Source organism: Kitasatospora setae KM-6054, assembly GCF_000269985.1.
In the GTDB taxonomy this organism is placed as follows: Bacteria; Actinomycetota; Actinomycetes; order Streptomycetales; family Streptomycetaceae; genus Kitasatospora; species Kitasatospora setae.
Window position 1 is genome coordinate 7,261,047 of the sequence record NC_016109.1, and the last position, 24,962, is coordinate 7,286,008.

Consider the following 24,962-nt stretch of genomic DNA (forward strand, 5'->3'; position numbering starts at 1 on the left):
AGGTGAAGGTCAGCGTGCCGCTGTCGTTCTGCGTCCAGCTTCCAGCGCCGCTCGGGCACCGACGCGTCGTAGCCGGCCAGGTCGGTCTTGCTGCCGGCGCCCGCCCGGCGTGCCCCGGACACCTGCGACCGCGCCCCGCACACCGCCGGCCACACCCTCCCGCAGCAGACCCGCACCCGCACCCGCGAACGCGCCACCCGCACCCGCGAACGCGCCACCCGACCGCCGCCCCCGGCCGCCCGGACGCGTGGCGCTCCGGCCCCCTTCACCCCGCCGTGCCGGCCAGCTCGCGCAGGACCGGGACGAGGACCTCGCGCAGCCAGTGCCGGTTGCGGGCGAGCCGGCGGGACTTCTCCAGGTTGCCCGAGACGTGCCAGAGCCACGCCAACAGGGCGCCGGACAGCGGGATCCCGCCGGTCTCCGGGCGGTGCAGCACGCCCGCGCGCAGGGCCTGGACGGTCTGCGCGCCCCAGGAGCGGCCGTCCAGCAGCCGGCCCAGCGCCAGCGCGAAGCTCGCCCGGTCGACCACCGCCGGGCCGTCGGCCAGCGCGTCCGCCCAGTCGACCACACCGGTGATCTCCGGCGAGCCGGTGGTTCGGGACGGGTCGGCGAGCGGGTGCGGGCCGGGCTCGCGGACCAGCAGGTTGCCCGGGGTGAAGTCCCCGTGCGTCCACGCCACTTCGACCGGGCGGCCGGTCAACTCGCTGCGCAGCAGCGCCCGCAGGGCCAGCAGTCCGGCGGTGCCCTCCGCGCCCCGGCACCAGCGGACCCGGTCCGAGAGCACCGCCAGCCGGTGGCCCAGCCAGCCGTCCACCAGCCGCCCGTCCCGGCTCGAACCGCCGGTGGCGCCGCGCACTTCGTCCAGCACGGCGAACGCGGACGCGGTCAGCGCGGCCGACAGTCCGGGCCGGCGGGCCAGCAGCACGTCGCCCGGCAGGCCCGGCAGCACGCCCTGCACCAGTACCGGCGGGCGGGCGCCGAGGCGCGAGTCGAGGGTCTGCGGCAGCAACTCCCGGAGCCCCGACGGGGCCAGCTGCGCGCCGAGCACCGCCACCGCGTCCCGCTCGCGGACCAGCGCCCGCACCGCCTCCCCGGTGCGCGGGCACTTCACCAGCACCGGCGGCCCACCGCCGGCCGACCGCCGGCGCGCCACCAGCACGTCCGAGCAGCCCCGCGCCACCGCCTCCCACCGGCCGCGCCCCAACTCCCGCCCCGCCCAGCGCAGTCGCAGCTCGTCCGCCGCCCGGCCCGCCACCCCCGGCGGCACCAGCAGCAGCCCGCCCGCGACCTCCCGCACCCCCAGCAGCTCGCGCACGGGCACCCGGCCGGTCATCCGCCGCCCCGCTCCCCGGCCCCCCGTTCCCCGGCCTCCCGCTCCCCGGCCCCCCGTTGTTCCCCAGCGGACGCCAACCAGGCTGCCCGGTAGGCGAGTTCGGCCAGTCGGGCGGGCCGGCCGGCCCGCCCCGCCTCCGGTACGGCCAGCAGTGCCAGCAGCGCCCGGCCGGCCGGTGACGGCCGGGGCGGGCGGCAGCGGGCGCAGCCGCCCGGGCGGTGGCCCAGCAGTCCGGCGACCGCCTGGGCGAGGCCGGCCTGGTAGGGGGAGGCGGAGAACCGTGCCACGGCGCGGAGTTCGGCCGGCGCCTGGGCGGGCGCCGCGCCGTGCCGGGCCCACTGGAGCAGCTCCAGGTCGGCCGGGCCGCCGCCCACCGCGAACACCGGGACCGCTCCCGGATCGCCCAACTCGGCCAGCAGCGCCCGCACTCCGGCGACCTTTCCGGCCCCCGGCGGCAGGAAGTCGCTCTGCTGCTCGCCCGCGATCGGCATGGTGCCAGTCGCGGCGGCGATCCGCCCGGCCGTCCGCCCGTCCAGCCCGGTGTACCGCCCGTCCGGCTGCCGCCGGGACACCCGGGTGGTCCAGCGGGCCAGTGGATCGACCGCCAGGTCCGCCGACTGGCCCACCAGTGCCCGCACTTCGGCCCCGTCGCGGTCGGCGACCGGCAGCGGCTCCCGGCCCGGCAGGTGCGCCACCGCCCCGTACTCGGCCGCGCCGCCCGCCAACCCGTAGGCGCGGCAGCGGTCCCGGAGTTCGGGCAGCGAGCGGCCGGTCGCCAGCAGCGGGCGGAACCCGTGCGCCCGCAGCGCCCGCAGCGCGAGCATCCCGAGCGGCGAACCGGCCGGGAAGCCCAGCGGATCGGTCTCCAGCACGCCGTCCACCTCCAGCACGCACCACCCCGCGCCCGGCCCGTCCCGGGGCCCGGCCGCCGGCAGGCCGGCCAGGTACTCCTCGGCCAGGAACTCCTGCACCGCCTGCGACAACTCCCGTCTGCGGGCGTTCCGTTCGGCCGGGCCGTCGGCCCCGCCGTGCCCGGCCCGCACCAGCCGGGCCAGGCACCAGCGGGCCGCGCCGATCCGCTCCCCGGTGAGCCGCTCGTACGCGGGGCGGACCTCGGCGGCCCGGTCGGCCCGGTCGGCCCGCTCGGGCGGTTCCAGCGCGGCCGGCGAACCGGCCAGGCCCGCCAGGTCCCACGCCGCGTCGTAGCTCGCCAGGTCCAGGGGGCCGAACGCGCCCTCCGCCCAGTCGGTCTTCACCCACCGCCCGTCCCGCCCGGTCCAGCGCCCGGCCGAGGTGCGGCCGTCCACCAGGTACGGCCGGGCGGCGCGGGTGAGCCGGCGGGCGACCGGGTCGGCGAGCAGCGGGCGCAGCACGGTCGCGGCGCGGCCGAACAGCGGCGCGAACAGCCGCCCGGCCTCCTCCCGGACCGCCCCGCGTCCGGCCGGCCGCCCGCTGCGGTCCACGCCGACGGCCAACACCCGTTGCCGGGCGGCCACATAGCGGGCCGCAGCCTCCGCCGGAACGGTCTCGGCGGCTTCGGCGGGGTCTGCCTCCGTCAACGCCGGTACACCGGTGGGCAGTTCCCGGCGGATCATCAACCCGCCCTCGATGGCCAGGACTTCGGGCACCAGGCCGGGCAGCAGGGCAGCGTAGTCGGCGGCCCGGCGGCCCAACGCCCCCAGGCCGACGGTCTCCACCCGCAGCGGGACGGGCGGCCCGCCCGCCGGATGGCCGGTCACCGGGGCCGAGCGGTGCAGGCCGCGCCCGGGGGAACGGACCGGGCCGACCTCGACGCGCGGCCAGTCGGCGGCGCCCGGGACGCTCCGGCGGACCAGCGCCTCCAACGCGTCCGGCGCGGTCAACCGCCGCACCCGCCAGTCGGGTTCGGGCAGCGCGACGACCAGGTGCGGGGGCAGCGCCGGGGCTTCGCGCGCGACCGCGACCAGCACGCTCACCGCGCCGGCCGGGAAGCCCCGGGCACACAGGCCGGTCGCGACCCGGGCCGGCGAACCTCCCGTCACCGGCGGCTCGTCCACCACCAGGGCCTGCCCGCCGGCCGCCAGCAACCATGCCAACTCCCGTTCCCGGCCCGCCAGTACGGCCTGCCCGGGGCGTACGGTGGCGGCCGTCACGGCCCGGTGCCCGGCCTGCCGCAGCGCGGCCGCCAGCAGCGGGCCCAGGTAGCTGCCGGAGGTCCGCACCCCGACCACCAGCAGCGGCAGGTCGGCGGGCAGCGGCCGGGCCGCGTCGAAGCGGCGGGCCAACTCGGCCAGGTCGTCCGGGTACTGGTCGAACCCGCAGAAGCAGGACGGCGGTCGGCGCACCGCCGACCCGAGCACCCGGCGCAGCACCGGGGTGCCCGTCAGCCGCGCGGCCAGCCGGTCCAGGCGCCGGTACAGGGCGGAGGGGAGCGGCGCGGGGCGCAGCACCAGGGCGGCCAGGTCGTCGACGGCGTCGGCGACCAGGCGCGTCCAGAGGGCCGCCGGGCGCAGCGCGGGAGCGCGGGCGGCGAGCGCGGCCGCCGTCCGGTCGAACGCGGCGCCGACCGGGCCGCCGCCACTGCCGCCGCCCTCCCGCAGGTGCCGGACGAGCCGCCCGGGCACCGTCCGACCGCCCGCGAGCCGGTCCTCGGCGGCCTGCAGCATGCCCGCCGCGGCCAGGAACGCGTCCAGCGGATCGCCCGCCCGCGCCGTCGTGCCCAGCTCCCCGGCCAGCTCGGCGACCGTCGCGCGCGGATCCGCCGGCCGGACCGGGCCGGCGCGAGCCTGCGGCGGCGGCTCGCCGGGGCCCGCGGCGCTGGCTGGCCTGGGGGACATGGCGCGCTCCGGGAAGCGGAGGGGAAGGGCGGACTGCCGAACGGGGACTACCCCCACCGTCCGCCCGTCCCGCCCCCCGCGCAACGCGGACCCCGCCCCGTACCCGCCCGACCACGCCCGGTGGCCGGGCCGGTGCCCAACCGGCCGGAGATCGAAGACCGGCCCCCGACCGCCGCCCCGCCGCACTGCCGTACCGCTGAGCTGCCGCCCCACCGAGCTGCGGCTCAGGATCGACGGCGAGGACCTGATGGCGGCCGCGCCACGCTCCTGCCTCGCCGACGACGGCCCGCTCCGCGGGGGGGGGGAAGGGTCCGGGCCGAAGAGCCGGCATTGCCGCAGGGGCGAGGTGGGCTGGGGTTGTCGCTGAGGAGCTCGCGATCGAGGTGGTGTCCCTTGGTGTGCCGGGCCCGTCAGGCGATGCGGCTGGCGAGGAGGTCGTGGGCGGGGAGGTCGGTGGTGCCGCGGACTTTGGTGCGCAGGTAGGTGAGGTTGTGCGGGGTGGTGTGGGCGCCGGTGGGGACGCGGTTGTGCACCTGGATCCCGAGTGCCTGGAGCTGGCCTGACTTGTCCGGGTTGTTGGAGAGCAGGTCGACCGCGGTGGCGTCGAGGGCGGTGAGCATCTGGGCGGCGGCGGTGTAGTCGCGGGCGTCCTCGGGGAGGCCGAGGGCGGTGTTCGCGGCGTACGTGTCGTGCCCGAGGTCTTGCAGGCGGTAGGCGTCCAGCTTGTTGTAGAGGCCGATGCCGCGGCCCTCCTGGCGCAGGTAGAGCAGGTAGCCGCCGTGTTCCGTGATCTTCTCGACGGCCTCGCGCAGCTGGGGGCCGCAGTCGCAGCGGGCGGAGCCGAAGACGTCGCCGGTGAGGCACTCGGAGTGCAGGCGGACCAGCGGGACCGGGGTGGCGGAGGGGTTGCCGAGGACCACGGCGAGGTGTTCCAGGCCGTCGGCGAGGCCGTGGAAGGTGACCAGTTCGGAGTCGACGGAGTAGCCGTCGCCGAAGTGCAGCGGGACGCGTACGCGGGTGCGGACCGTCGCCTCGGGGATCACGGTCGCGGTCATCGGCTGCTCCACTCGTTCGATCTAGCTGTAGTTCCAATTTGAACTACGCCCTGCGGCGACCCTACACACTGATTCGAATTTGAACAACAATCGTGTGGATGCCCGCCGGGGCCCTGGACGCGGCGGCCACCGGGGCGGATCCGCCTGCATGCCCCGCGTCCGCGATCCCCGACCTGACCGAGGCCGGTCTTCCGCACCGTGGCTGGTCGGGTGCAGACGGCCGTGTCCCGTCGCCGGCCGTGTCCCGTCGCCGGCCGGGCCCCGTCACCGCGGCCCGGACCGACCGCTCGGGCAGGTCGGTCGTTTCGGTGGTGATCCGCTCCGGGTGGGAGAGGCCGTCGGCCACGACCGGAACGGCGGGGGTCTCCGGCCCGCCGCGGTGGCTCCCGCACGGCCGCGGTGGCTCCCGCACGGCCGCGGTGGCGAGTTCGGCCGCCTCCGTCTCCTCGTCGAGGGTGGTGGTCACCCCGGGTGGCCGTTCCTGGGCCGGGCACAGGTACGGGAGACCACCCGCCGGGGAGGGTCAGGGACCGAGGTGGACGTAGCTGGCCCAGTGCAGCGGTGCGCGGTGGTCGGGCTCGCGGCGGAGGCGCTGCACGGCGTCGTGCAGCGCGCGGGCGCTGTCGGCCGCGCTGCCGGCCGTCTCCAGGGAGCGGTAGAAGTCGCGGGCGACGTGCGGGGCCGGGCCGTCGTCGAGGGCCCAGAGGGTCCCGACGACGTGCTGGTAGCCGGCGAGTTGGAAGGCGGCGGCGAGGTGGACGGCCTCGTCGGCGAGCCTGCGGTTGCCGAGGGCGGTGTGGCAGGCGGACAGGAAGGCGAGTTCCGCCCCGGAGAGGTCCTGCTCGGCGACGCCGGCGACGGGCAGCGGCCCGTCGTACAGGGCCAGGTGGCTGGCGGCGGGGTCGGTGGCGGAGTGGACGCCGTGGCAGGCGAAGTGCACCCAGGGGTGGGCGGGGAGGTCGGCCAGCACCCCGGACAGGACGGCGTCCCGGTCGGCCCTGCCGCTGTACCGGTCGCCGAACAGGTCGGCCAGCATGGCCAGTTCGACGCTCACGCCCGGTAGTTCCGGCTGGGCCCCGGTGCTGCCGTCGCCGGGCGCCGACTGCCGCACGCCGACGCCGAGCAGGTGCGGTCGCGGGGTCGCGGGCCGGGCCCTGGCCCGGATGAGGGAGTTCAGGGTCGGCGTGTAGGAGGAGACCACCAGGTCGATGACGCGCGGGCCGTCCTTGGGTCCGGCGGCGTGCAGGGGCAGTTGGGCGAGCGCGCCGGTGGGGCACCACCACAGCCGGGGGGTGGTCGCTCCGGGGCGGTCGAGGCCCAGGGCGGCCAGGACGGGCCGGGTGATCTCGGTCCAGAGCCAGGCCAGCGTGTCGTCGATCCGCTTCGTCAGGCGGACCTTCTCGGCGGGTCCGGGTTCGGGACTGACCCGGGAGAGCCGTTCGACGGCGGCGAGGAACTCGGTGGCGCGCTGGTCGACCTCGGCGGCGGTGACGCCGGCCAGCGGGACCAGCGCCACCGGCGGGACACCGGGTACGGAGCGGAGTATCAGGGCGTCGCAGCGGTGGGCGCTGATGTTGATGACGGCGACCGGCCCGTCGTCCGCGACGCGGCGGAGTTCGCCGAAGGTCGGCGGTTCGAGGAAGTGCTCGAAGTCGTCGAGGCGGCGGATCCGGGTCAGGACGTCGTCGAACCGCTCGCTGAGCTGCCAGGGCTGTTCGCCCTGTTCGGGGCCCGGGCCGGGTCGGCCGACGGGTCCGGGGCCGCCGGGTCCGGGGCCGCCGGTTTCCAGGGCGGCGCAGATCGCGTCGAATTCCGCTGCCAGCGCCGAGTGGCGTTCCCGCAGGACGGTCCGGTCGGTGCGGGTCTGCAGCAGTTGGGACCAGATCACCGAGCGGCCCTGCTCCAGCAGGCGGACCGCGCCGGGCAGGTCGCCGACCGCCGTGGCGGCCGCGGCGGCGTCGCTCGCGAGCCGAGGGACCTGGGCGATCTGGGCGAGTCGTGAGGCCCGGGGCAGGCCGCGGTCCGCCAACCGGGGCAGCAAGACGTCGACGGCCGTCCGGTAGCCCGTGAGGGCCGCCGGGGCGTCACCGCGTTCCATGCCCAGGCCGCCCCAGTGGAAGGCGGAGAACAGCCGGGTCCTGATCGAGGCGGCCTCGGTCCCGGCGGACTGCCGGAACGCCTGCTCGGCCTCGTAGCCGTCCTCGGGCCGGCCCTGGGCCTGGAAGCGGCGTACCAGCGCGTAGCCGAGTTCCGAGCGCGCGTGGGCGATGTTCGGGTCGCCGTGGCGGCCGTTCAGGTCGTCGACCGTCCCGCGCAGGAGGTCGACCGAGGCGTCGAGGTCCCCGGGGCCGCCCCGCTCGCGCAGTGCGGGAGAGCTCGGCGGAGACGCGGCTGAACCTGCTGTCGCGGCAGAGCGTGGACGGTCTGCACCGGCACCTTCCGGGCGCGGTGCGGCAGCTGCGGGAGGCCGGGGCACCGGTGGACTGGGCGCAGCTGCTGGTGGATCTGGCCCGCTGGCGCCGGTACGGGGGCGAGATCAAGCGGCGCTGGCTGCAGGACTTCTACCGGGAGCGCTACCGGTCGGGTGTGCGGGCGGCGCTGGAGGTGGACGACGCGGAGGGCGTCGGTGCCGACGTCGGCAAGTAAGCGGTTGCGGGTGCCGTCCGCCGGACGGCACCCAATCAAATCAGGTCCATGACAATAACTTAAGGGAGAAGAGCATGGCGGCGAAGTCGGGCACGGGAGCGGTCGCGCGGTTCGTGGACGTGCACGTGGTGCAGAGCGTGCCGTTCGCGAACCTGAACCGGGACGACAACAACTCGGTGAAGACCGTCTCCTACGGCGGGGCCGAGCGGACCCGGGTCAGCAGCCAGTCGTGGAAGCGCGCGGCCCGCACCTACTTCCAGGAGCGGATGGGCGAGGCGGCGCTGCGCACCCGGCGCATCGGCGAGCGGGTGGCGCGGCTGCTGGAGGAGGAGCGCGACTGGCCGGCCACGCTGGCGGCGCGGGCGGGTCAGCACGTGGCGGCGGGCAGCAGCATCAAGTTCGAGGTCGACGGCGACAGCGCCGCGGTGACCACCAACGCCATGGTGTACGTACCGGGCAGCGCGGTCGCCGAACTCGCGGACCTGGCCGAGGAGTTCCGGGGCGTCCTGGAGGCGGCGAAGGACGTCAGGAAGCCCAGCGACAAGAGCGCGCTGCCCAAGGACCGGATCGACGCGGTGCTGCGCTCGCGCAACGGGGTGATCAACCTGTTCGGGCGGATGCTGGCGGAGGTCGACGACGCGGGCGTGGACGGGGCGGTGCAGGTCGCGCACGCGCTGACCACGCACGGCACCGACATCGAGCTGGACTACTTCTCGGCCGTCGACGACGTGACCGATTTCTGGGGCGACACCACCGGCAGCGCGCACATGGGGCACGCCGAGTTCTCCGCCGGCGTGTTCTACCGCTTCGCGACGATCGACCTGAAGGAGCTGGCGGACAACCTCGGCGGCGACCTGGCCGCCGCCCGCGAGCTGGCGGCCGGCTTCACGGAGGCGTTCGTCCTGTCGCTGCCGCAGGCGAAGAAGACCGCGACCGCGCCGCACACCATCCCCGACCTCGTCCACATCGCGGTCCGCTCGGACCGGCCGCTGTCGTTCGCCGCCGCGTTCGAGAAGCCGGTGCGCCCCGGCCGGGAAGGCGGCTACTCCGAACCCTCGCGCGACGCGCTGGCCAAGTACGCGACGGCCGCGAACACCCTGCTCGGCAACCGCGGCGTCGTGGCGGCCGGCTGGGCCGGCACCGACGAGAAGAACCCGAAGGAGCTGGGCGAGCGGGCCGTCTCCTTCCCCGCGCTGATCGACACCGCCATCGCCGCCGCCTACCCCCAGGTCGGCCAGTGAGCGCCGAGGCGGGCCTGCTGCTGCACCTGGCCGGCCCGCTGCAGTCCTGGGGCGAGCGCAGCAAGTTCAACGAACGCGACACCGCCCCCTTCCCCACCCGCTCCGGGGTGATCGGCCTGCTCGCCTGCGCGCTCGGCCGCCGGCGCGGCGAGGACATCGACGACCTGGCCCGCCTGTCGCTGACCGTGCGCGCCGACCGCCCCGGGGTGCTGCTGCGCGACCTGCACACCGTCGGCGGCGGCCTGCCCGCCCGGCACACGGTGACCACCGCCGAGGGCAAGAAACGCCCCGCCGCCGCGGCGACACTGCTCTCCCACCGCTACTACCTCGCGGACGCGGTGTTCACCGCGGCGCTCACCGGCCCCGCCGACACCCTGCGGACCTGCGCCGCGGCGCTGCGCGAGCCGTTCTGGCCGCCGTACCTGGGCCGGCGCTCCTGTCCGCCCGAAGGGCCGCTGCTGCTGGGCGAGTTCGACGACATCCACCGCCGGCTGGTGGAGCTGCCGCTGGCCCGCACCCGCCGCGGGACGGCGGACACCGTCCCGGTGGTCTTCCACGGCGACCGACCCCTCGGCGGCCTCGCCCCCGCCGAGACGGGCGCCCCTGACGGCAATGAGGCAGCCGGCCAGGTCAACGACCAACCCCTCACCTTCCACCCCCAGCGCCGCGCCCACCAGAGCCGCCCCCGCTACCAGCGCACCCTGCACCTGCCCGCCGAACGCTGCCACGGCCTGGGCACCGACTACCTCCACGCCCTCGCCGCCTACCTCGCCCCCCACACGCCCCGTCCCGAAAGCTCGCCGGCATGACCCTGTGGCTGACCCGCATCATCCCCGACCAGCGCCACCGCGACGTCCACTGCGACGGCGACGACGCCGTCAACCTCCACCACCGCATCATGTCGCTGTTCCCCGACGACGTCCCCAGCACCGAACCGCGGCGCCACCTCGGCATCCTCTTCCGCACCGAGACCGGCCGCGACGGCGACCAGATCCTGCTGCAGAGCAACCGCGAACCCGACCTCGCCCAACTCCCCGCCGGCTACGGCAGCGCCGCCACCAAACCCCTCACCCCGCTCCTCGACGCCCTGCGCAAGGGCTTGCCCGTGCGCTACCGCATCGCGGCCAACGCCGTCCGCAAACCCGGCGCCACCACCCGCGCCCTCTACCGCCTCCCCGAAGTCGTCCCCCTCAACGGCCCGCACGCCGACGAATGGTGGACCCGCCAAGCCGAAACCTCCGGCCTCACCCTCACCACCCTGCACTCCACCCCCCTGGACGCCGCCACCGGCCACCGTCGCCAGCACCAGCAGCGCGTCCACCACGCCCGCACCCTCTTCGAAGGCACCGCCCACATCACCGACCCCGACCTCCTGCGCACCCGCATCCGCGAAGGCATCGGCCGCGGCAAGGCCTACGGCTGCGGCCTGCTCAGCATCGCCCCCCGCCGGGAACCCTCATGACACCCCCACGCCCACGCCGCGGCAACGACAACCCCGCCGGCGCCCGCCGCAAACTCGCCGCACCCACCGTCGCCATGCTTCCCCGCATCGCCGACTCCCTCTCCTTCCTCTACCTCGACCTCGTCCGCGTCGTCCAGGACGACACCGGCGTCCGCGCCGAGATCAACACCACCCAGCGCGGCACCGAAACCGTCCACCTCCCCACCGCCGCCCTCAGCTGCGTCCTGCTCGGCCCCGGCACCTCCATCACCGCCCGCGCCCTGGCCACCCTCGCCCGCCACGGCACCACCGTCCTCATCGCCGGCTCCGGCGGCGTACGCTGCTACGCCGCCACCCTCCCCGAATCCCTCAGCACCACCTGGCTCGAACACCAAGCACGGGCCTGGGCCGACGACCAGCGACGCATGGCCGTCGCCATCGCCATGTACCGCCGCCGCTTCGGCGACACCGACCTGCCCACCGACGTCAACCTCGACACACTCCGCGGCAAGGAAGGCCAACGCGTCAAAGCCCACTACCGCCTCCTCGCCCAACAACACCGCATCGGACGCTTCCGCCGCACCTACGACCCCGACTCCTGGGACACCCAAGACCCCGTCAACCTCGCCCTGTCCGCCGCGAACACCTGCCTCTACGGCATCGTCCACGCCGCGATCCTCGCCCTCGGCTGCTCCCCGGCCCTCGGCTTCGTCCACAACGGCAACCAGCAGGCCTTCGTCTACGACATCGCCGACCTCTACAAAGCCGAACTCACCATCCCCCTGGCCTTCTCCCTCCACTCCTCCAGCGAACCCGAAGCCGAAGCCCGCCGCGGCTTCCGCGAAGGACTGCGCCTCTTCAAACTCCTCCCCAGGATCGTCACCGACATCCAGCGCCTGCTCGCACCCGGCACCGACATCGCCACCCCCGACCCCGACGAGCAACTCGTCGACCTCTGGGACCCGGTCCTCGGAGCCGTCCCCGGCGGCGTCAACTACTCCACCGGAGAAGCACAGTGAACCGCCGCCCTTCGGCAACCGCCGCCAAGGAACCCCCATGGCATCCCTGACCGTCCTGTCGATGACCGCCGTCCCCGACCACCTGCGCGGCGCCCTGACCCGCTGGCTCCTGGAAGTCACACCCCAGCTGTACGTCGGCACCGTCTCCGCCAAGGTCCGCGAAGAACTCTGGTCCTCCGTCAGCAACTGCATCGCCGACGGAGTCGCCGTACTCGTCCACCCCGCCGCGAACGAACAGGGATTCGCGCTGCGGACAGCAGGAACCCAACGACGCCAACCCATCGACTTCGACGGCCTGCTGCTCATCGCCCAAACCCGAGCGACCACACCAGAAGGTCAAGAAATCGCAAAGCCCTAGAGAAGGCGCAGGTCAAAAAGGGTCCTCCCCGCGCGAGCGGGGGTCTACCGCGTGCCGATCCGAAAATCATGGTCAGGTCTGCGTCCTCCCCGCGCGAGCGGGGGTCTACCGGCACAAGAGAGGGGCCGGCGGCTACCGGCCCCGTCCTCCCCGCGCGAGCGGGGGTCTACCGCCTGTCGTCAGAACGTGCATACCGTCCAACGGGTCCTCCCCGCGCGAGCGGGGGTCTACCGCGGTCGAACACGCCGTCGGTCTGCGCGCGCCGGTCCTCCCCGCGCGAGCGGGGGTCTACCGCAACTACCAAGCGGGCCACCGCACCCACGCCCGTCCTCCCCGCGCGAGCGGGGGTCTACCGTCAGCGGGCGACTTCCGCCCAGCATGTTGTCAGTCCTCCCCGCGCGAGCGGGGGTCTACCAGTGCAGCAGGCGGTCCGCGGTGCCGGGCGCGAGTCCTCCCCGCGCGAGCGGGGGTCTACCGGGGATCTGCGGGAGGCCGTCTATCCAGGTCTTGTCCTCCCCGCGCGAGCGGGGGTCTACCGGTAGTGATCACGAGGCCGAGCCAGGTGGTCATGTCCTCCCCGCGCGAGCGGGGGTCTACCGGCGATCCAGCGCATGCTGCGGTCGCCGCCGAGGCCCTGGGCCGTCCTCCCCGCGCGAGCGGGGGTCTACCGGGCATCGGCGGCGCGATGGAGCAGGAGCCCATGTCCTCCCCGCGTGAGCGGGGGTCTACCGGGATTGGGTGCGCCCCCCGGTATGCACCACAGGTCCTCCCCGCGCGAGCGGGGGTCTACCGGCGACGCCGCGGGTCCGGATCACCGCGACGTAGTCCTCCCCGCGCGAGCGGGGGTCTACCGGACGCCTACCGCACCGTCGCCGCCCAGCTCCGGTCCTCCCCGCGCGAGCGGGGGTCTACCGCACGTCCGGACGCTGGCGCACTCGACGTACAGGTCCTCCCCGCGCGAGCGGGGGTCTACCGTGCTCCAGCCAGTACGGCAGCCACTCGGAGAGGTCCTCCCCGCGCGAGTGGGGGTCTACCGACGCCGACCGCGCCCAGGAGGAGCTGGTCCGCGTCCTCCCCGCGTTAGCGGGGGCTGCGTTGGTGCGTGAGGGTGTGTGGTGCGGAGGGCGGGTCTTTCCCAAGGGGGCGAGTTACTGTCGGACTTCGGTCTCATCATGCTTCTGCCGGGGCGACGAATGTCGCTCCGAGCATCACCGCAGCGGCAGGTGTCTGATCCCGGAGGCCGGGAGGATCCTTGATGGTGCCCATGCCCGAAGGGGTGCTGGTGGGCCTGGGGAATGGCCGGCCGGCCCGCACCCGAGGTTTCAGTGCAACTGGTGGCAATTGCGTTCCTGAACCGTTTGATTGTGATCGCGGTCTGCGAGGGCTGGAGGGCGTAGGCGTCGAGCTTGTTGTGGAGGCCGATGCCGCGGCCCTCCTGGCACAGGTGGAGCAGGTGGCCGCCGGTCTCGGCGATCCGCTGGACGGCCTCGCGCGGCGGCGGGGCGGTGGTCGGGGCGTCCGCGGTGGGCGTGGTCTGCGGTTTGGTGCGAGGGGCCCAGCCGGGTTGTTCACATGCGAACCGGGCTGTGCCCCCCGGGCGCTGCACCGTCGTTCCCATGCGAACAACCGGCGTCCCGGGAACCCTGCCCGCCCCGTCTGTTCCACCGCCGCCGGCCCCCGGGCCCTCCCGTTCGGCCCACCAGTTCGCCGCTACCCGCCGGTACCCCGGCATGGTGGGGAGGGGGAGGCGGGGGGAGAGACGGCAGGGCTCGGCGAGGGAGGAAGAGAGCGGATGGCGAAGGCATTCGGGTTCGTCGCGTACGGCGGGCCGGAGCAGCAGGAGTTCCTGGACCGGCCCACGCCCGCCCCGGGCCCCGGCGCGTTGCGGATCAGGGTGGTCGCGGCCGGGGTCAACCCCGCCGACTGGAAGAAGCGGCAGGGCCTGTTCGGCACCGACGACGCCCCGCCGCAGGTGATGGGCAGCGAGGCGGCCGGCGTGGTGACCGCCCTCGGCGAAGGCGTCCGGGGCTTCCGGGAGGGCGACGAGGTGTTCGGCACCACGATCGGCGGCGCGTTCGCCGAGGAGGCGCTGCTCCCGGCCCGCGCCACCGCGCACAAACCGCGCACCGTCGGCTTCGCCGAGGCGGCGGCCCTGCCGGTCGCCGCCGCCACCGCCTACGACGCGCTCGACCAGCTTGCTGCTCTCGGCCTGCGGGCCGGCCAGACCCTGCTGGTGGTCGGCGTGGCCGGCGGCGTCGGCACCGCCGCCGCGCAGATCGCCCGCGGCCGCGGCCTGACCGTCCTCGGCACCGCCGGCGAGGGCAGCGCCGCGCACGTCCGGGCCCTCGGCGCCACCCCCGTCCGGTACGGCCCGGGCGTCGCCGACCGGCTGCGCGCCGTCGCCCCCGACGGTGTGGACGCCGTGCTCGACCTGGTCGGCGGCGACGCCGTCCGCGAGGTCGCCGGAGCCCTGCGCGCCCCCGGCCGTCTGGTCTCCACCGCCGACCCGGCCACCGCCGCCGAACTCGGCGGCGCCTACGTCCGGCGCGACGGTACTGCCGCGCCGCTCGCGGCCCTCGCCGAACTCGTCGCCGCCGGAACGCTCGACCCGCACATCAGCGGCCGCTACCCGCTGGAACGGGCCGCCGAGGCGATGGCCGAAGTGGAGACCGGACACGCCCGAGGGAAACTGATCCTGGAGATGAGCCGACCGTGAAGACCACCAACCCCAGCCCCGGCGCGCCCTGCTGGGTCGAACTCGCCACCAAGGACCCCGCCGCCGCCAAGGCGTTCTACCACGAACTCTTCGGCTGGCGCGCCGAAGTGGTCCCCGACGAGAAGGCCATGGGCTACACCAGGCTCTACCTCGGCGAGCAACTCGTCGCGGGACTCAGCGCCTTGATGCACCCCGAGCAGCCGACCGCCTGGACGATCGGCTTCCACACTCCCGACACCGACATCACCGCCGACGAAATCGCCGATGCCGACGGCAAGTTGATCGTCCCGCCGACCGACGCCCTGGACTGGGGCCGGTTCGCCGTCGCCGCCGATCCCACCGGCGCGGTCTTCTCCACCTGGCAGCCCGACACCCTGCGCGGCGTCGACCTGCGCGACGAGCCCGGCGCCCTCGGCTGGGTCGAACTCGCCACCCACGAACCGGGAACCGCCGCCGAGTTCTACCAGCGGGTGTTCGGCTGGAGCGTCAACTCCGGCGACATGTACACCCGATTCGGCCTGGGCGGAAGCGACTTCGGCGGGATGACCGACATGTCCGACCAGTTCCCGGCCGGCACCTCCCCCTACTGGATGCCGTACTTCGTGGTCGCCGACACCGACCTCGGCGCCGAACGCGCCGCCCTGCTCGGCGCCACCGTCACCCTCCCGCCCACCGACGTTCCCGACGGCCCCCGGCTGGCCGTGCTGCGCGACCCGCAGGGCGCCCTGTTCGGCCTCCACGTGCCGGAGGAGAGGGAGGAGAGGGAGGAGTAGGAGGGGGGAAGGGGAGGGGCGGGGGCGGGGGTCAGACCCGGGCCGGCGGGACGTCGGTCGGTGCCGAGGCGGCCGGCGGGCCCGGGCGGCGGCGGCGGCGCTCGCGCAGCGCGGGCCCGGCCGCCGTCGCGGCCGCCGCCAGCACCGCCGCCAGCGAGAGCATCGGCACCCAGTCGCCCAGCCGCACGTACCACGTCCGCGCCGCCGGGTCGGCCAGCGCCAGGTCGGCCGTCACCGCCCCCGACCCGTCGGTGCCCAGCCGGACCAGCCGCCGCCCCTGCGCGTCGTACGCCACCGACTCGCCGGTCAGCGCCGCCTGCACCACCGGGCGGCCGGTCTCCGCCGCCCGCAGCGCGCCCAGCGAGGCGTGCTGGGCGGGCGCCCAGGTGGACTGGAACGTCGAGGTCGCCGACTGGTAGACGATCAGCGCGGCGCCCTGCCGGGCCATGGTGCGCGACATGTCGGGGAACGCCGACTCGAAGCAGACCAGCGCCCCCACCGGCAGCGCCCGCCCGTCCCGGTCGGCCACCGGCAGCAGGTGCACCGAGCTGCCCGGCGCCCGGTTCTCGCCCGCCGCCGCGCTCACCCCCGCGATCCAGCCCAGCAGCGGGCGCAGCGGGATGTACTCGCCGAACGGCACCAGCCGGATCTTCCGGTAGCGCGCCAGCACGCCCGAACCGTCCACCAGCACCGCGTCCTTGGAGATCCGGCCGTCCGCCTTCCGGGCGTCCTCGCCGACCAGCAGCTGCGCCCCGGTCAGCCGGGAGAGCGCGGCCAGCCGGGCCACCGTCTCCGGGCGGCGGTCCAGGTCCTCGGTGGTGGAGCTCTCGCCCCAGACGATCAGGTCCGTCGGACGGCCCGCCAGCGAACGGGTGATCCGCGCGTTCGCCTCCAGCCGGGCCTGCTCGTCCGGCGTCGAACCGGCCTGCACCAGCGTCACCGACGCGCTGCCCGAGGTCGCCGGGGCGGCCTGCGCGGCGAACACCAGCGGCCCCGCCAGGACGGAGGACAGCGCGGTCGCCCCCGCCAGCGCGCGCACCCGCGACCCGTGGGCGCAGAGCAGCACCGCCAGCGCGGTGTTCGCCGCGACCAGCGCCCAACTCACCAGCCACACGCCGCCGATCGACGCCAGGCCGAGCACCGCCGGGTGCTCCCACTGGGTCGCGCCGAACAGCGCCCACGGCCCGCCCAGCGCGTTCCAGGAGCGGGCGTACTCGGCGCACACCCACACCGCGGGCAGCACCGCCAGCGCCGCCGCCGCGCGGCGCAGCGTCGGTTCGCCGTGCAGCAGCCACCACGCGGCCAGGCCGAACGGCGCCTGCAGGACGCCGAACAGCACCGCCAGCACCGGCAGGCCCGGGCCGATCGACGGGATCAGCCAGTACATCCCGGTGAGGATGAACCCGGCGCCGAACCACCAGCCGCGCACCACCGCCTCGCGCGCCCCGCCGGCCGCCCGCATCAGCAGCAGCCCCGGCACCAGCGCCGCCCAGGCCAGCCAGGCCAGGCCGGCGCCGGGGAAGGTCAGCACGGGCAGCACCCCCGAGGCCAGCGCGCCGTAGCGGGCCGGTCGGGTCAGGGCGGTTCGCAGGCTCATGCGGAGATTGTCCGCCCGGCCGGGCCGGAAGGCACCCCTATACGATCATCGGCATGTCACGGTCACCGAAGGTTTGAACCGGGTTACGCGCGGGTTCGGACAATCGGTTCGTGTACTCGCGCAATGCCGCGGAAGCCGTTCGTGTAGGGATGGTCTTGCCGGATGCCGCCGCACTCACTCGCCTTCGAGCTCGCCCTCCGTCTCCAGCAGCACCTGCCGCAGCTCGTCCAGCAGCGCCGCGTCCGGCTCCGCCCACAGGCCGCGCCCGGCGGCCTCCAGCAGGCGTTCGGCGATGCCGTGCAGGGCCCACGGGTTGGCGTCGGCGAAGAACTCCCGGTTGACCGGGTCGAGCACGTACTCCTGGGTCAGCTTCTCGTACATCCAGTCCGCGACCACCCCGGTGGTCGCGTCGTAGCCGAACAGGTAGTCGACGGTCGCGGCCATCTCGAAGGCGCCCTTGTAGCCGTGCCGCCGCATCGCCTCCAGCCAGCGCGGGTTCACCACCCGGGCCCGGAAGACCCGGGCGGCCTCCTCGGTCAGGGTGCGGGTCCGCACGGTCTCCGGCCGGGTCGAGTCGCCGATGTACGCGGCCGGACTGGCACCGGTCAGCGCCCGCACGGTCGCCACCATGCCGCCGTGGTACTGGAAGTAGTCGTCCGAGTCGGCGATGTCGTGCTCACGGGTGTCGGTGTTCTTCGCCGCCACGGTGATCCGCCGGTACGCGCTCTCCATCTCCTCGCGCGCGGGCCGCCCGTCCAGGCCCCGCCCGTACGCGTAGCCGCCCCACACCGTGTACACCTCGGCCAGGTCGGCGTCGGTGCGCCAGTCCCGGCTGTCGATCAGCTGCAGCAGGCCCGCGCCGTAGGTGCCCGGGCGGGAGCCGAACACCCGTACCGTGGCCCGGCGTTCGTCGCCGTGCTCGGCCAGGTCGGCCTGCACGTGGGCCCGGACGAAGTTCTGCTCGGCCGGCTCCTCCTGCCGGGCCGCCAGCCGCACCGCGTCGTCCAGCAGCGCCACCACGTGCGGGAAGGCGTCCCGGAAGAAACCCGAGATGCGCAGTGTCACGTCGATCCGCGGCCGGCCCAACTCCTCAGCGGGGACGGCCTCCAGGCCGGTCACCCGGCGCGAGGCGTCGTCCCACACCGGGCGCACGCCGAGCAGCGCGAACGCCTCCGCGATGTCGTCGCCCGCCGTGCGCATCGCCGACGTGCCCCACAGCGACAGGCCCACCGACGGCGGGAACTGCCCGTCGTTGTCGGCCCGGTAGCGCTCGATCAGCGACGCGGCCAGCGCCTGGCCGGTCTCCCAGGCCAGCCGGGACGGGACGGCCTTCGGGTCCACCGAGTAGAAGTTGCGGCCGGTCGGCAGCACGTTCACCAGCCCGCGCAGCGGCGAACCCGACGGCCCGGCCGGGACGAAACCGCCTCGCAGGGCGTGCAGCACCGCGTCCAACTCGTCGGTGGTGGCGGCCAGTCGGGGCACCAGCTGGGTGGCGGCGAAAGACAGCACCTCGGCGACCGCGGCGGGCAGCCCCTCGGCGACCTTCGCCACCGCCGCCGGGTTCCAGTCCTCCGCCTCCATCGCCTCGACCAGCGAACGGGCCTTCGCCTCCGCCGCGTCCGTCGCCCCCAGCGTCAGCGCCGCCTCGTCCAGGCCCAGCGCCTCGCGCAGGCCCGGCAGCGCGCTCACGCCGCCCCAGATCTGCCGCGCCCGCAGGATCGACAGCACGATGTTCACCCGGTCGGTGCCCGTCGGCGCCTGCCCCAGCACGTGCAGCCCGTCACGGATCTGCGCGTCCTTCACCTCACACAGCCAGCCGTCGACGTGCAGCAGGAAGTCGTCGAACCCGTCGTCCTCCGGCCGCTCCGCCAACCCCAGGTCGTGGTCCAGCTTCGCCGCCTGGATCAGCGTCCAGATCTGCGCCCGGATCGCCGGCAGCTTCGCCGGGTCCATCGCCGCGATGTTCGAGTGCTCGTCGAGGAGTTGCTCCAGCCGGGCGATGTCGCCGTACGAGTCGGCGCGCGCCATCGGCGGCACCAGGTGGTCGACCAGCGTGGCGTGCGCCCGGCGCTTGGCCTGGGTGCCCTCGCCCGGGTCGTTCACCAGGAACGGGTAGACGAGGGGGAGGTCGCCGAGGGCCGCGTCCGGGCCGCACTCCGCCGACAGCGCGGCGGTCTTGCCCGGCAGCCACTCCAGGTTGCCGTGCTTGCCCAGGTGCACCACCGCGTGCGCGCCGAAACCGCCGTCCGCCCGGTCCGCCGCGATCCACCGGTACGCCGCCAAGTAGTGGTGGCTGGGCGGCAGATCGGGGTCGTGGTAGATCGCCACCGGGTTCTCGCCGAACCCGCGCGGCGGCTGCACCAGCACCAGCAGGTTGCCGGAGCGGATGCCCGCCAGCACCAGGTCGCCGTCCGGGTTGCGCGACCGGTCCACGTACAGCTCGCCCGGCGCCGGCCCCCAGTGCTCCTCCACCCGCTCGCGCAGCGCCGCCGGCAGCGTCGCGTACCAGCGGCGGTAGTCGGCCGCCGGGATGCGCACCGGGTTGCGGGCCAACTGCTCCTCGGTCAGCCACGCCTGGTCGTAGCCGCCCGCGTCGATCAGCGCGTGGATCAGCGCGTCGCCCTCGTGGCCGCCCCCGGCGTCGGTGTGGAAACCGGGCAGGCTGTCGCCCAGGTCCATGCCCTCCGCGCGCAGCCGCTCCAGCAGCCGGATCGCCGACGCCGGCGTGTCCAGACCCACCGCGTTGCCCACCCGCGCGTGCTTGGTCGGGTAGGCGGAGAGCACCAGCGCGAGGCGCCGCTCGGCCGCCGGAGTGTGCCGCAGCCGGGCGTGCCGCACCGCGATGCCCGCCACCCGCGCCGCCCGCTCCGGGTCCGCCGCGTACACCGTCAGCCCGTCCTCGTCGACCTCCTTGAACGAGAACGGCACCGTGATCAGCCGGCCGTCGAACTCCGGCACCGCGACCTGCGTCGCCGTGTCCAGCGGCGACAGGCCGTCGTCACTGCCCTCCCACTGCTCCCGCGACCAGGTCAGGCACAGCGCCTGCAGGATCGGACGGTCCAACGCCGCCAACGCCCCCGCGTCCCATGCCTCTTCGTCCCCGCCCGCCTGCGCGTCGGCCGGCCGGGTACCGCCCGCCGCCAGCACCGTCGTCACGATCACGTCCGCCGCGCCCAGCTCCGCCAGCAGCTCCGGCTCGGCCCCGCGCAGCGACGCGCAGAAGTACGCCCGCGCCCGGGCGCCCTGGTCCTCGACCGCCCGGCACAGCGTCTCGACGAACGCCGTGTTCCCGCTCATGTGGTGCGCCCGGTAGTACAGCACCGCGACGACCGGCCCCCCGGCGTCCCGCGCCTCGCGCTCCAGCGGGCCCCAGGACGGCGCCGACGCCGGCGACGCGAAACCGTGCCCGGTCAGCAGCACCGTGTCCGACAGGAACGCGCCCAGCTCCGCCAGGTTCGCCGGACCGCCGTGCGCCAGGTACGCGTGCGCCTCCGCCGCGATGCCCGCCGGAACGGTCGACAACTCCATCAACTGCGCGTCCGGCGCCTGCTCGCCCGTCAGCACCACCACCGGACGCGGACCCGCCAACAGCGCGTCCAACCCCTCCTGCCAGGCCCGGCGACCACCCAGCAGCCGCACCACCACCAGCTCCACGCCGTCCAGCAGCGCGGGCAGCTCCTCCGGCGACAACCGGGACGGGTTCGCCCAGCGGAACGGCACCGGGCCGTCCGCCGCGCGGGCACTCAGCAGGTCGGTGTCGGACGTCGACAGCAGCAGGATCATGCGGAAGCCCTCCCGGGCGTCTCGGACGGCACGGGGCGGGTGGACGGCGCGGGGCGGACCGGCGACGCCGGGCAGACGAACGGTGCGTGGCAGACCAGCGGCCCGGGGCTGACCAGCGGCGCGAGGCGGGCGGACGGCGCGGGGCGAACGGCACGGGACGACCCGGCGACGGCGGGCGCCCGCCGGGGCACGGGCATGCGGCAGCGCATGGAACAGCCTTCCTCGGGGTCCTCGCCCCGGGCAGTGGAGGACGGCCGGAGTTCCTGGCTCCCACGGCTCAGTGAGCCGCGGTCACAGTGGCGGGACCGCACCGGATTCGCACCGGACTTCCTCCGCTGTGCCGTCGCTGGCAGCGGACGCCCCGAGAGGCGCCCGCCAGCATCGTACGGGGTGATCGGCCCACGGGGGAGTGTGACCTGTGACGCTGACCGAAACCCGACCACCGGCGCCCCGCCCGGGCCGCGTCCGGGTCGTGTCCGGGCCCTGCCCGCGCCGCGTCCGCACCGCGCGAAATCCGGCCCGCGCCGCCCCCGGACGGCGTCCGCACCGCGCCCACACCGCGCTGAGCTGCGCAATCACCCCGCGACAGGCCCGGCGGGAGCGGCGGCCGGACGTGTCGGACGAGGCGGTGGCGCGGGCGCGGGCGATGGGTATGCTCGCCGCCATGCCACCCACACCCGACGCCACCCAGGCACCCTCCGTCGGGCCCGACCGAGGTCGCGCCGACGCCTGCCCCGGCGCGCTCCGCCTGCACGCCGCCGAGGACGGACACCTCGCCCGACTCCGGCTGCCCGGCGGTCAGTTGACGCACCGTCAGATGAACGCCGTCGCCGACGCCGCCGACGCCCTCGGCAACGGCGACATCGAGATCACCTCCCGCGGCAACGCCCAGCTCCGCGGCCTGACCGCCCACTGCGCCGCCGACCTCGCCGAACGCCTGCGCGCCGTCGGCCTGTTGCCCTCCGACACGCACGAACGCGTCCGCAACATCGTCGCCTCCCCACTGGCCGGCCTCGACGGCCACGGCACCGGCGGAGAACAGATCACCGACTGGGTAAGGGAGTTGGACCTCGCCCTGTGCGCCGCGCCGTGGGCCGCCGCGCTCTCCGGCAAGTTCCTGTTCGCCCTCGACGACGGCCGCGGCGACGTCGCCGCCCTCGACGCCGATGTGACCTTGATCGCAGTCGGCGACGGCCGCGCCCTGCTCCGCTACGGCCGCGCCCCCCGCGCCACCGCCGTCGACACCACCGCCGGCACCCCCGTGGCCGCCGCCCTCGACGCCGCCCGCCGCATCCTCGACCTCGCCGCCGGACGCGCCTGGCACGCCCGCGAGATCCAGCACGCACTCCCCGCGGGCGACACCCCGCTGCCCCCGCCCCTCGGCGGCGGACGGACCGCGCTGGGCCGGCTCCCCGGCGCCCTCTCCGTCGCCCCCCGCCTCGGCCGGGCGAGCAGCGCCCAGTGGCGGCTGCTCGCCGAAGCCCTCGGCCCCGCCGCCCCCGACCGGGCCCGGCTCACCCCCTGGCGCGGCGTCGTCCTGCCGCACGCCGACCCCGACTGGCTGCCGCGGCTGGCCGCCGCCGGGTTCCGCACCGCCCCCGGCGGCCCCTGGGAGGGCGTCACCGCCTGCACCGGCCTGCCCGGCTGCGCGAAGTCCCGCGCCGACGTCCGCGCCCAGGCCGCGCGGGCCGTCGCCGCCGCACCCGCCACCGGACTCCCCGTCCACTGGTCCGGCTGCGAACGCCGCTGCGGACACCCCGCCGGCCGCTGGGTCGACGTCCTGGCCACCCCGACCGGACACCGCGTCACGCTCGACGGCGCCACCCGCGACACCGCGCCGGACGAGACCGCCGGGGCCGTCGCCGCGGCCCGCGCCACCCAGGGCGCCAGTACCGAGAGCCCGACCGTCCAGACTTCGACCGCCCAGAGCCCGACCACCGTCCAGAGTCCCACCGCCCCACGCCGGAGGCCCGCATGATCGAGTACGAGAAGGACGGCGCGGCCATCTACCGCCAGTCCTTCGCCACCATCCGGGCCGAGGCGAACCTCGCCCACCTGCCCGCCGACGTGGCCCGGGTCGCCGTCCGGATGATCCACGCCTGCGGCATGACCGACCTGGTCGACGACCTGCTCTGGTCGCCGAACGCCGTCGCCGACGCCCGCCGCGCCCTGCTGGCCGGCGCGCCGATCCTGTGCGACGTCAACATGGTCGCCAGCGGCGTGACCCGCAAGCGGCTGCCCGCCGACAACGAGGTGCTCTGCACCCTCACCGACCCCGCCGTGCCCGAACTCGCCCGCGCGATGGGCACCACCCGCAGCGCCGCCGCGATGGAACTCTGGCTGCCCCGCCTCGAAGGCGCCGTCGTCGCCGTCGGCAACGCCCCCACCTCGCTGTTCCGCCTGCTGGAGATGATCGAGGCCGGCGCCCCCCGCCCCGCCGCCGTCATCGGCGTCCCGGTCGGATTCATCGGCGCCGCCGAGTCCAAACAGGCCCTCGCCGAGCACCCCGCCGCCCTGGAACACCTGGTCGTCCGCGGCCGCCGAGGCGGCAGTGCCATAGCCGCCGCCGCCATCAACGCGATTGCGAGCGAAGAAGAATGACGGACAGTCAGCACACCGGCAAGCTGTACGGCGTGGGCGTCGGACCGGGCGACCCGTCCCTGCTCACCGTCCGCGCCGCCGAACTCATCGGCAAGGCCGACGTGATCGCCTACCACTGCGCCCGGCACGGCCGTTCGCACGCCCGGGCCATCGCCGAACGGTACCTGACGGGCCGTCAGATCGAAGAGCGGCTGATGTACCCCGTCACCGTGGAGACCACCGACCACCCCGGCGGCTACCGCGGCGCGCTCGACGACTTCTACCAGGAGGCCGCTGCCCGGCTCGCCGCCCACCTCGACGCCGGACGCGACGTCGTCGTCCTCGCCGAGGGCGACCCGTTCTTCTACGGCTCCTACCAGCACATGCACAAGCGCCTCGCGCACCGCTACCCCACCGAGGTCGTCCCCGGCGTCACCTCGATCAGCGCCGCCGCCGCCCGCCTCGGCACCCCCCTGGTCGAAGCCGAGGAAGTCCTCACCGTCATCCCCGGCACCCTCCCCGAGGAGGAGCTCACCGCCCGCCTCGCCGCCACCGACTCCGCCGTCGTGATGAAGCTCGGCCGCACCTTCCCGGCCGTCCGCCGCGCCCTGGAGCGGGCCGGCCGGCTGGACGAGGCCCGGTACGTCGAACGCGCCACCATGGACGGCGAGCGCACCGGACGGCTGGCCGACGTCGACCCCGACGGCGTCCCGTACTTCGCCGTCGCCGTGCTGCCGAGCCGGGTCGCCGCGCTCGACTCCGCAGGACGGCCCTTCGAGGCCCCGGACGACTCCGCGGAGCCTGCGGTGGGGGGCGCGGTGGGGGACGCGGGACAGGCCCCCGGCGAGGTCGTCGTGGTCGGCACCGGGCCGGCCGGGCCGCTCTGGCTCACCCCCGAGGCGCGCGGCGCCCTCGCGAACGCCACCGACCTGGTCGGCTACACCACCTACCTGGACCGGGTGCCGGTCCGCGCCGGGCAGGTCCGGCACGGCTCCGACAACAAGGTCGAGGGCGTCCGCGCCGAGTTCGCCCTGGAGCTGGCCCGCCGCGGCCGCCGGGTCGCCGTGGTCTCCTCCGGCGACCCCGGCGTCTTCGCGATGGCCACCGCCGTCCTGGAGGCCGCCTGCGCCGACCCCTACCGCGAGGTGCCCGTCCGGGTGCTGCCCGGCATGACCGCCGCGCACGCCGCCGCCTCCCGGGCCGGCGCCCCGCTCGGCCACGACTACGCCGTCGTCTCGCTCTCCGACCGGCTCAAGCCCTGGGAGGTGATCGCCCGCCGGCTGCGTGCCGCCGCCGAGGCCGACCTCGTCCTGGCGCTCTACAACCCCGGCTCCAAGTCCCGTACCACCCAGGTCGGTTCGGCTCGCGATCTGCTGCTGGAGTACCGCGACCCGCAGACCCCCGTGGTGATGGCCCGGGACGTCGGCGGCCCCACCGAGCGGATCCGCACCGTCGCCCTCGCCGAACTCGACCCGGCCGAGGTCGACATGCGGACCCTGCTGCTGGTCGGCTCCACCCAGACCCAGTGGGTGCGGCGCGGCGCCGACAGCGAAGTGGTCTGGACGCCGCGCCGCTACCCCGAGCAGTAGCAGGCGAGTTGACCG

General features: G+C 75.5%; 17 protein-coding genes, 1 pseudogene, 1 CRISPR repeat array and 1 riboswitch. Of the genes and pseudogenes, 11 read left to right on the plus strand and 7 right to left on the minus strand.

Annotated features, from left to right (window positions below):
• Positions 1-265: 265 nt before the first annotated feature.
• The 4 genes from KSE_RS31960 to KSE_RS31980 all read right to left on the minus strand — a co-directional run bounded on the left by KSE_RS31960 (position 266) and on the right by KSE_RS31980 (position 7,680).
• A complete protein-coding gene (locus KSE_RS31960) occupies positions 266-1,333 on the minus strand; it encodes a phosphotransferase (RefSeq protein WP_014139522.1) in 1,068 nt (355 codons plus the stop codon).
• Positions 1,330-4,149, minus strand: coding sequence for an HAD family hydrolase (locus KSE_RS38980; RefSeq protein WP_051055470.1), 2,820 nt, complete (start codon positions 4,147-4,149; stop codon positions 1,330-1,332). The genes KSE_RS31960 and KSE_RS38980 overlap by 4 nt, the downstream gene beginning before the upstream one ends.
• 410 nt (positions 4,150-4,559) lie before the next feature.
• The gene (locus KSE_RS31970; RefSeq protein ID WP_014139524.1) at positions 4,560-5,204 is read right to left on the minus strand and encodes a GTP cyclohydrolase II; all 645 of its coding nucleotides are present in this window, start codon (positions 5,202-5,204) and stop codon (positions 4,560-4,562) included.
• 523 nt (positions 5,205-5,727) lie between these two features.
• The gene (locus KSE_RS31980) at positions 5,728-7,680 is read right to left on the minus strand and encodes a CHAT domain-containing protein (RefSeq protein WP_014139526.1); all 1,953 of its coding nucleotides are present in this window, start codon (positions 7,678-7,680) and stop codon (positions 5,728-5,730) included.
• Here KSE_RS31980 and casB point away from each other — a divergent pair.
• The 6 genes from casB to cas2e all read left to right on the plus strand — a co-directional run bounded on the left by casB (position 7,569) and on the right by cas2e (position 11,909).
• A complete protein-coding gene (gene casB / locus KSE_RS31985) occupies positions 7,569-7,850 on the plus strand; it encodes a type I-E CRISPR-associated protein Cse2/CasB (protein ID WP_014139527.1) in 282 nt (93 codons plus the stop codon). The two genes, KSE_RS31980 and casB, sit on opposite strands and share 112 nt — an antisense overlap.
• A 74-nt stretch (positions 7,851-7,924) precedes the next feature.
• Complete coding sequence (gene cas7e, locus KSE_RS31990; RefSeq protein WP_014139528.1) at positions 7,925-9,091, plus strand: type I-E CRISPR-associated protein Cas7/Cse4/CasC; 1,167 nt, start codon at positions 7,925-7,927, stop codon at positions 9,089-9,091.
• Positions 9,088-9,900 (plus strand): type I-E CRISPR-associated protein Cas5/CasD, encoded by an 813-nt coding sequence (gene cas5e, locus KSE_RS31995; protein ID WP_014139529.1) that lies wholly within the window; start codon positions 9,088-9,090, stop codon positions 9,898-9,900. The genes cas7e and cas5e overlap by 4 nt, the downstream gene beginning before the upstream one ends.
• Positions 9,897-10,553 (plus strand): type I-E CRISPR-associated protein Cas6/Cse3/CasE, encoded by a 657-nt coding sequence (gene cas6e, locus KSE_RS32000; protein ID WP_014139530.1) that lies wholly within the window; start codon positions 9,897-9,899, stop codon positions 10,551-10,553. The genes cas5e and cas6e overlap by 4 nt, the downstream gene beginning before the upstream one ends.
• The gene (gene cas1e, locus KSE_RS32005) at positions 10,550-11,551 is read left to right on the plus strand and encodes a type I-E CRISPR-associated endonuclease Cas1e (protein WP_014139531.1); all 1,002 of its coding nucleotides are present in this window, start codon (positions 10,550-10,552) and stop codon (positions 11,549-11,551) included. Before cas6e ends, cas1e begins: the two co-directional genes overlap by 4 nt.
• Before the next feature lie 37 nt (positions 11,552-11,588).
• The gene (gene cas2e, locus KSE_RS32010; RefSeq protein ID WP_014139532.1) at positions 11,589-11,909 is read left to right on the plus strand and encodes a type I-E CRISPR-associated endoribonuclease Cas2e; all 321 of its coding nucleotides are present in this window, start codon (positions 11,589-11,591) and stop codon (positions 11,907-11,909) included.
• Positions 11,910-11,930: 21 nt separating this feature from the next.
• Positions 11,931-12,945: a CRISPR direct-repeat array (repeat unit 29 nt; unit sequence GTCCTCCCCGCGCGAGCGGGGGTCTACCG).
• A gap of 345 nt (positions 12,946-13,290) precedes the next feature.
• Here cas2e and KSE_RS41620 read toward each other — a convergent pair.
• Positions 13,291-13,410 (minus strand): annotated as a pseudogene (locus tag KSE_RS41620) (GTP cyclohydrolase); the annotation flags it as partial.
• Between the two features lie 291 nt (positions 13,411-13,701).
• Between KSE_RS41620 and KSE_RS32015 the strand changes: the two are divergent.
• On the plus strand, positions 13,702-14,625 hold the full coding sequence (locus KSE_RS32015) for an NADP-dependent oxidoreductase (RefSeq protein WP_014139533.1): 924 nt from the start codon (positions 13,702-13,704) through the stop codon (positions 14,623-14,625).
• Positions 14,622-15,398, plus strand: a complete 777-nt coding sequence (locus KSE_RS32020) for a VOC family protein (protein WP_014139534.1) — start codon at positions 14,622-14,624, stop codon at positions 15,396-15,398. The genes KSE_RS32015 and KSE_RS32020 overlap by 4 nt, the downstream gene beginning before the upstream one ends.
• Before the next feature lie 31 nt (positions 15,399-15,429).
• On the opposite strand, the gene lnt is transcribed toward KSE_RS32020, so the two are convergent.
• Positions 15,430-16,995 (minus strand): apolipoprotein N-acyltransferase, encoded by a 1,566-nt coding sequence (gene lnt / locus KSE_RS32025; protein WP_014139535.1) that lies wholly within the window; start codon positions 16,993-16,995, stop codon positions 15,430-15,432.
• Between the two features lie 174 nt (positions 16,996-17,169).
• Positions 17,170-20,778 carry a cobaltochelatase subunit CobN gene (cobN, locus tag KSE_RS32030; protein ID WP_014139536.1) on the minus strand — a complete coding sequence of 1,203 codons (3,609 nt, stop codon included), beginning with the start codon at positions 20,776-20,778 and terminating at the stop codon, positions 17,170-17,172.
• 242 nt (positions 20,779-21,020) lie between these two features.
• Positions 21,021-21,147, minus strand: a riboswitch (cobalamin riboswitch).
• Between the two features lie 295 nt (positions 21,148-21,442).
• Here cobN and KSE_RS32035 point away from each other — a divergent pair.
• From KSE_RS32035 to KSE_RS32045, 3 genes are read left to right on the plus strand one after another with little or no spacing between them, the layout of a single operon-like run.
• Positions 21,443-22,756, plus strand: coding sequence for a putative precorrin-3B synthase (locus tag KSE_RS32035; protein ID WP_014139537.1), 1,314 nt, complete (start codon positions 21,443-21,445; stop codon positions 22,754-22,756).
• Positions 22,753-23,379 (plus strand): precorrin-8X methylmutase, encoded by a 627-nt coding sequence (locus KSE_RS32040; RefSeq protein ID WP_014139538.1) that lies wholly within the window; start codon positions 22,753-22,755, stop codon positions 23,377-23,379. The genes KSE_RS32035 and KSE_RS32040 overlap by 4 nt, the downstream gene beginning before the upstream one ends.
• Positions 23,376-24,947 carry a precorrin-2 C(20)-methyltransferase gene (locus KSE_RS32045; protein WP_014139539.1) on the plus strand — a complete coding sequence of 524 codons (1,572 nt, stop codon included), beginning with the start codon at positions 23,376-23,378 and terminating at the stop codon, positions 24,945-24,947. The genes KSE_RS32040 and KSE_RS32045 overlap by 4 nt, the downstream gene beginning before the upstream one ends.
• Positions 24,948-24,962 lie beyond the last annotated feature (15 nt).